At 43.5% G+C, this 6,506-nt stretch carries 7 protein-coding genes; 6 read left to right on the plus strand and 1 reads right to left on the minus strand.

Going from position 1 to position 6,506, the window contains the following annotated elements; translation table 11 throughout:
• Window positions 1-64 precede the first annotated feature (64 nt).
• The 3 genes from VIP81_RS25480 (at window position 65) to VIP81_RS25490 (ending at window position 2,396) form a co-directional block, all read left to right on the plus strand.
• Window positions 65-766 (plus strand): porin family protein, encoded by a 702-nt coding sequence (locus VIP81_RS25480; protein ID WP_331967894.1) that lies wholly within the window; start codon window positions 65-67, stop codon window positions 764-766.
• 146 nt (window positions 767-912) lie between these two features.
• The gene (locus tag VIP81_RS25485) at window positions 913-1,536 is read left to right on the plus strand and encodes a porin family protein (protein WP_331967896.1); all 624 of its coding nucleotides are present in this window, start codon (window positions 913-915) and stop codon (window positions 1,534-1,536) included.
• 209 nt (window positions 1,537-1,745) lie between these two features.
• Window positions 1,746-2,396, plus strand: a complete 651-nt coding sequence (locus VIP81_RS25490) for an outer membrane beta-barrel protein (protein ID WP_331967898.1) — start codon at window positions 1,746-1,748, stop codon at window positions 2,394-2,396.
• A gap of 314 nt (window positions 2,397-2,710) precedes the next feature.
• Here VIP81_RS25490 and metF read toward each other — a convergent pair whose 3' ends face one another.
• A complete protein-coding gene (metF, locus tag VIP81_RS25495; RefSeq protein WP_331967900.1) occupies window positions 2,711-3,664 on the minus strand; it encodes a methylenetetrahydrofolate reductase [NAD(P)H] in 954 nt (317 codons plus the stop codon).
• 162 nt (window positions 3,665-3,826) lie between these two features.
• Here metF and lptB point away from each other — a divergent pair, with 162 nt between their 5' ends.
• From lptB to VIP81_RS25510, 3 genes are all read left to right on the plus strand, one after another.
• The gene (lptB, locus tag VIP81_RS25500; RefSeq protein ID WP_331967902.1) at window positions 3,827-4,588 is read left to right on the plus strand and encodes an LPS export ABC transporter ATP-binding protein; all 762 of its coding nucleotides are present in this window, start codon (window positions 3,827-3,829) and stop codon (window positions 4,586-4,588) included.
• A gap of 22 nt (window positions 4,589-4,610) precedes the next feature.
• On the plus strand, window positions 4,611-6,143 hold the full coding sequence (locus VIP81_RS25505; protein ID WP_331967904.1) for a GH3 auxin-responsive promoter family protein: 1,533 nt from the start codon (window positions 4,611-4,613) through the stop codon (window positions 6,141-6,143).
• 17 nt (window positions 6,144-6,160) lie between these two features.
• Window positions 6,161-6,506, plus strand: a 346-nt coding sequence (locus VIP81_RS25510) for an SDR family NAD(P)-dependent oxidoreductase (protein ID WP_331967906.1), incomplete at its 3' end; no start/stop codon positions are given.

Here is a 6,506-nt window from a genome sequence, read left to right on the forward strand (position 1 = left end):
AATTTTAACATTCCTTTGGCATAGTCTTTGGCTCTGTGGGTAGCAGAACATAAAACCAAAGATTATGAAGAAGAAGTTTTTATTGTTATCGTTTGCGGCATTAAGCATCTCATTTGCTGCCATGTCTCAGGCCCGTGTCGGGATTAAAGCTGGTTGGAATCTTTCAAACATTACTACCGATAACGAAGGAAATACAAAAGACAGCCGGTCATTATCAGGTTTTAATGTGGGAGCCATTGTTGACCTGCCATTAGTACCCAAAATATTGTCTTTCCAGCCCGGTGCCTTCTATACTACCAAAGGCAGTAAGGTAGATTTAGGAGACAAAGCGTCCACCACTTATTCTAAGTTTACCACCAACCCTTCTTACATTGAAATTCCTTTGAATTTCATCGCCAAACTACCGATTGGTGAAAATGCCCGCTTGTTTGCCGGTGTGGGCCCTTATTTTGCTTTTGGTGTTGCCGGTAAAAATAAATACGAAGCAACGGTGGGGGAAACTACGCTCAGCAGTTCATCCGGCATCAAATGGGATGACGATACTCCTTTCAACAATGGTGATCCTAATCAGGGTTTTGATAAGTTCAAACGCTTTGACTGGGGAGGTAACGTACAGGTAGGTGCGGAACTGAGCAATTTCCTGATCTCTGCGCAGTATGGTATTGGGTTTGCCAAAGTTCGTTCCGGCCAGGACAACAGCACAGATGAGAAGAGTAAAAACCGTGTGTTTAGCGTATCCGTAGGCTATTTGTTTGGTGGAAAATAACATCCTAACAAACAATTAGCTGATTCAATTGTAATAACAGCAGCAAGCAAAAACAGGTTTATTTATTATTGTTGGCAATCAAAAAATTAGGAAAGCGGTATCTAACCTGTGGGTACCGCTTTTACCTCATCCAAATCATATCACTCATGAAAAAGGTATTATTATCTGCAGCCGCTTTATTAATAGCGGGTCTTTCTTTCGGTCAGGCTAAATGGGGTATCGTTGCAGGACCTCAGTTTTCCAGCATGACCGTTAAAAATCCGGGTTTAACGGGTACTTCAAAAGAAACCAGTAAAATCCTGACGAGCGTAAGAGCAGGTGTGACCGTAGACATTCCACTGGCGGATGAATTTTATATTGGTACAGGGTTATTATATTCCGGTAAAGGAGGAAAGGCGAAAAATTCTGATGTGAAAACAACCTTATCTTACCTGGAATTGCCTGTCCACTTTATGTTTAAGCCTGAGGTAGGAAACGGCGCACTCGTACTGTCTGCTGGTCCTTACCTTGCATATGGCCTGGGCGGTAAAATTAAGGATACCGGTTTCGGCGATTTCGACGTGTATGACGACGAATCTTTATTGGCGAAACAGAAACGTTTCGACGCAGGGCTGGGCATCAACGTTGGCTATGAAATGCCTATGGGGCTTTATTTTGGGCTAAATACCGATCTCGGACTGGTGAATACTGCCGATAACACTGACAACGACCGCAGATTTAAAAACACTTCTTTTGGTGTTTCGGTAGGATATAAATTCAGTGGAAAATAAAACAAGACTCCCAATATGATTTTTGTATTAACCACCCGTAATTTCGGGTGGTTAATCGTTTTTATCAAAACCTTTCTTTACTTTCGCAGTAATAACCGTAACCAACTGAGCAGTAGGACTTTTCCCCAAAGTAATTATCCAGTGAATTTGATAAATTTTTTATTACCAATCTACCGATGAAATTTTTTACCTTTCTTCTATCTGCAGCTATGTTTTTTGTTGTGTCCATATCCCATGCCCAGGTGAGCCTTGGTATACGTGGAGGATACGTAAACAGCGGTCTGGCCTCCTCTGGAAATAGTACTGCTCCGGGTACTTCGCACCAGGATAACTGGCAAGCAGGCGCTTATCTTAATGCACCTTTATTTACACGAGGGTATCTGCAGGCAGGTATGGGATACATTGTGAAAGGAGCGGGTTTGAATTATGAGCATTTACATCCTGACCTGTTTGGATCCGCAGTCACTAAGTTAAAATTGCAATACCTGGAATTGCCTGTGAATATGGTGTATAAATTACCAGTGAGCTTTGGTAAGCTGATAGTAGGCGCCGGGCCTTATGCAGCTTACTGCGTCAGGGGCGACTATAATGTAACCGCCTATGATGGCATCAAACAAGTACAATCCGGATCTCAACATCTGAATTTTAATTCATCTCCCAATATATTCGGTACCACTATGAATCTGCAACGTTGGGATGCAGGCTTAAACTTCACTGCAGGGGTAGAATTTAATTGTTTTCTTACGCTGTCGGCACATTATGGCTATGGTCTTTTGGATATTGACAAATCAGCCAACGAGCTGAAAAACCGATATTGGGGAGTTAGTTTTGGTTTTCTATTTGACCGGGAAGACTGGTAGTAAGAAAATACACACACATTGAGAGAAGTTCTTTCCTAACGGGAAGAACTTTTTTTATGCCTGGCAGGCAATACCTCCCGTCTATTTTTATTTTTTTTAAAATGGAGTAGGGGACAAGGGTGTTTACTGCGTCTTATAAGCGAAAGAGATCACCGGAAGGTGATTTCGATCATTGGACAGTTATAATTAAAAGTGTGACAGTTATAGGGATATGCCACTACGTATCTACGTGATGGCATTTTTTTTATATGAAAGAAAACGAAAAAAGGGAAAGACTTCTGTCCTTCCCTTCTTTTTTATAAGTCACTTTACTATTACATAATTGCCTCTACTGCCTGACGAACAACTTTAGGCTTGCCCAACGTATAGTAGTGCAATACCGGTACGCCAAATGCTTTCAGTTCTTTAGACTGAGCAATCAGCCATTCAGTACCTACCAGCTCCACATCCTTGTCTGTTTTGCATTTCAGGATCTCCGTAGAGAGGTCTGTAGGGATATCTACATGGAAAATGCGGGGCAGCATAGTCATTTGTTTCCTGGAGGTAAGTGGCTTTAAGCCTGGAATAATAGGAACCGTGATGCCTGCTTCCCTGCATTTATTCACAAAATCGAAGAACTTCTGGTTATCGAAGAACATCTGTGTAACAATGTAATCGGCCCCATTTTCCACCTTACGTTTCAGGTGAGACAGGTCTGTTTGCATATTGGGTGCCTCGAAATGTTTTTCAGGATAGCCGGCAACGCCAATACAGAAGTTGGTTTTTACGCCGCTCTGCAGGTCATCTTCGAGGTATACCCCGTTATTCATATGTGCTACTTGGTCCAGTAATTCTATGGCATAACTGTGGCCATGTGGGTCTGGCTCAAAAAAAGTTTCGTTTTTAGGTGCATCACCACGCAAAACCAGTACATTGTCAATACCAAGGAAGTTCAGGTCAATCAGGGCATTCTCCGTTTCTTCCCGGCTAAAACCGCCGCAAATCAGGTGAGGTACGGCATCTATATTGTAGTGGTTCATAATGGCAGCGCAAATACCCACAGTACCCGGGCGTTTGCGGATTTCAACCTTTTCAAAGGAGCCATCCGCCTTTTTCTTGAACATATGCTCACTACGGTGATAGGTCACATTAATGAAAGATGGTTTGAATTCCATCAGGGGATCCAGGTGATCATAAATAGACTCAATACTCTTTCCTTTCAGAGGAGGAAGGATTTCAAAAGAAATCAGGGTGTCTTTGGCCTGGGCAATATGTTCAGTTACTTTCATAATGTTATAAGCTTTGAAGAATGTGGCAAAAGCCGGTATTCCTGCTAAAATACGCGGGCAAAAATAAGATATCCGATTATTATAATCAGATCATTTTTAATCTTATGACAACTATAACTAGGCTAACTGAATGAATTGCTTATTTTTGCTAAGTTTGATCATATGGCATTAAGAATACATACAGACCAGCTGGTAAAGCGTTACGGCAACAGAACGGTGGTAAACCATGTATCTGTGGAGGTGTCTCAGGGTGAGATTGTAGGGCTGCTGGGCCCTAACGGAGCGGGTAAAACCACCTCCTTCTACATGGTAGTGGGGCTTATTAAGCCGGATGAAGGGAATGTGTACCTGGATGGCCAGAACATTACCAAGCTACCCATGTACAAAAGAGCCCAGATGGGCATCGGCTATCTGCCACAGGAAGCCTCCGTATTCCGGAAGCTGAGCGTGGAGGATAACATTTCTGCCGTCCTGGAAATGACAAATCTTAAAAAAGCCGAGCAACGGGAAAAGCTCGAAAGCCTGTTGTCCGAATTCAGGCTTACCCACGTGCGCAAGAGCCCCGGTGATGTATTGAGCGGGGGAGAAAGACGCCGTACCGAAATCGCCCGCGCCCTCGCGGTAGACCCTAAGTTTATCTTGCTGGATGAGCCTTTTGCAGGTATTGACCCCATTGCGGTGGAAGATATCCAGGGGATCGTCGCCAAGCTGAAATATAAGAACATAGGCATCCTCATCACAGACCATAACGTGCAGGAAACACTATCCATCACTGACCGGGCTTATTTATTGTTTGAAGGCAAAATCCTTAAATCCGGGTCGGCAGAAGAGCTGGCAGAGGACGAACAGGTAAGAAAAGTGTATCTTGGCCAGAATTTTATTTTGCGCCGGAAAGATTACCTGGACGAAGCAGCTAAACAATAAAAATAATTCTACAGCATCCTATATGAGAATTTTAAGTCCTGCAATATCACAACTGGCAAGATTGCGCATGGGGCGTATTGCGTATTTTATGCAGTATCCCGTGCAGGTGCAGCAGCAGGTATTCCAAAACCTTATTAGTGCCGCTCAGTATACCGAATTCGGTAAGCAGTACGGCTTTTCAAAGATTTATAAGATAGACGAATATAAGCAGCGCGTTCCTATTCATACATATGATACCATCAAGCCTTATATACAACGCACGATGGAGGGACAGCAAAATGTACTCTGGAATACACCCATCAAATGGTTTGCTAAATCAAGCGGTACTACTGCCGATAAAAGCAAGTTTATTCCGGTTACAGTAGAAAGTCTGGATGAATGTCACTACCGCTCCGGCAGGGATGTAATTTCTCTCTACTACAATAATTTCCCTGATTCCGATGTTTTTACCGGGAAATCGCTGGTAATAGGCGGTAGCCATCAGGTAAACAAATTGTCCGAAAACAGCGACTCCTACTTTGGAGACCTGAGTGCCGTGATGCTGCAAAACATGCCTTTTTATGGTAACATGATCCGCACACCGGACCTGGAAATTGCTCTCATGGACGAATGGGAAGAGAAAATAGAACGCATGGCCAATGCCGTGATCCATGAAAACGTGACCTCTATTGCAGGGGTGCCTACCTGGACCATTGTGCTGATCAAACGTATATTTGAACTCACCGGCACAGATAACCTGGCCGATGTATGGCCCAACGTGGAATTATATATGCATGGTGGCGTAAGCTTCACACCTTACCGCGAACAGTTTAAAAAACTAATCCGTAAGCCACTGATGCACTACCAGGAAACCTATAATGCTTCGGAAGGCTTTTTTGCCGCCCAGGACGTAATAGGCGACGAAGGATTACTCCTGTTCCTCAACCACGGCATCTTCTATGAGTTTATGCCCATGGAAGAATTAGGCAAGGAAAACCCGGAAACATTACAATTGCAGGAAGTGGAACTGGGTAAAAACTATGCCCTGGTTATTAGTACCAACGGCGGTTTGTGGCGGTACCTGGTAGGGGATACCATCCAATTTACCTCCCTGCTTCCTTACCGGATCAAAGTAAGTGGCAGAACAAAGTCGTTTATCAATGCCTTTGGGGAAGAAGTGATCGTTGAAAATTCTGATACGGCCGTAGCCAAAGCCTGCGAGGCCACCGGCGCAGTTGTAAATGATTATACAGCCGCACCGGTATATTTCAGCGACCATGGCAATGGGGGACACGAATGGCTGGTGGAATTTGGGGTAGCCCCGGATGATATTAACCGTTTTACCAATACCCTGGATAGCACGTTGAAAGCTATTAACTCAGACTACGAGGCAAAAAGATATAAAGATATCGCTTTACATATGCCGGTAGTGCATGTATTGCCAGAAGGTACTTTTTGCGAATTTCTTAAAAGTAAAGGGAAACTGGGCGGGCAACATAAAGTCCCCAGACTGAATAATGACCGTAATTACCTGGAGGAAATCCTGAAATTTGCGGCCAATAATATGAAAGCTTAAAACCTATCAACTATAACATGAAATTACTGGAGAACAAAGTAGCGATTGTAACTGGCGCCAGCCGTGGTATCGGAGAAGCAATTGCTTTGAAATTTGCAGCACAGGGAGCGGATGTAGCTTTTACATACGTGAGTTCTGATGAGAAAGCCCAGGCACTGGAAGCTAAATTAACCGCTTTAGGTGTAAAAGCAAAGGCATATAAATCCAATGCAGGCGTTTATGAAGAATGTGAAACACTGGTAGCAGAAGTATTGAAAGAATTCGGAAAAATTGATATCTGTGTGAATAACGCAGGTATTTCTAAAGATAACCTGCTGCTGCGTATGAGCCAGGATCAATGGGATGATGTGATGAACATTAACC

It is taken from the genome of Chitinophaga sp. (genome assembly GCF_036566945.1).
Classification (GTDB): Bacteria; Bacteroidota; Bacteroidia; order Chitinophagales; family Chitinophagaceae; genus Chitinophaga.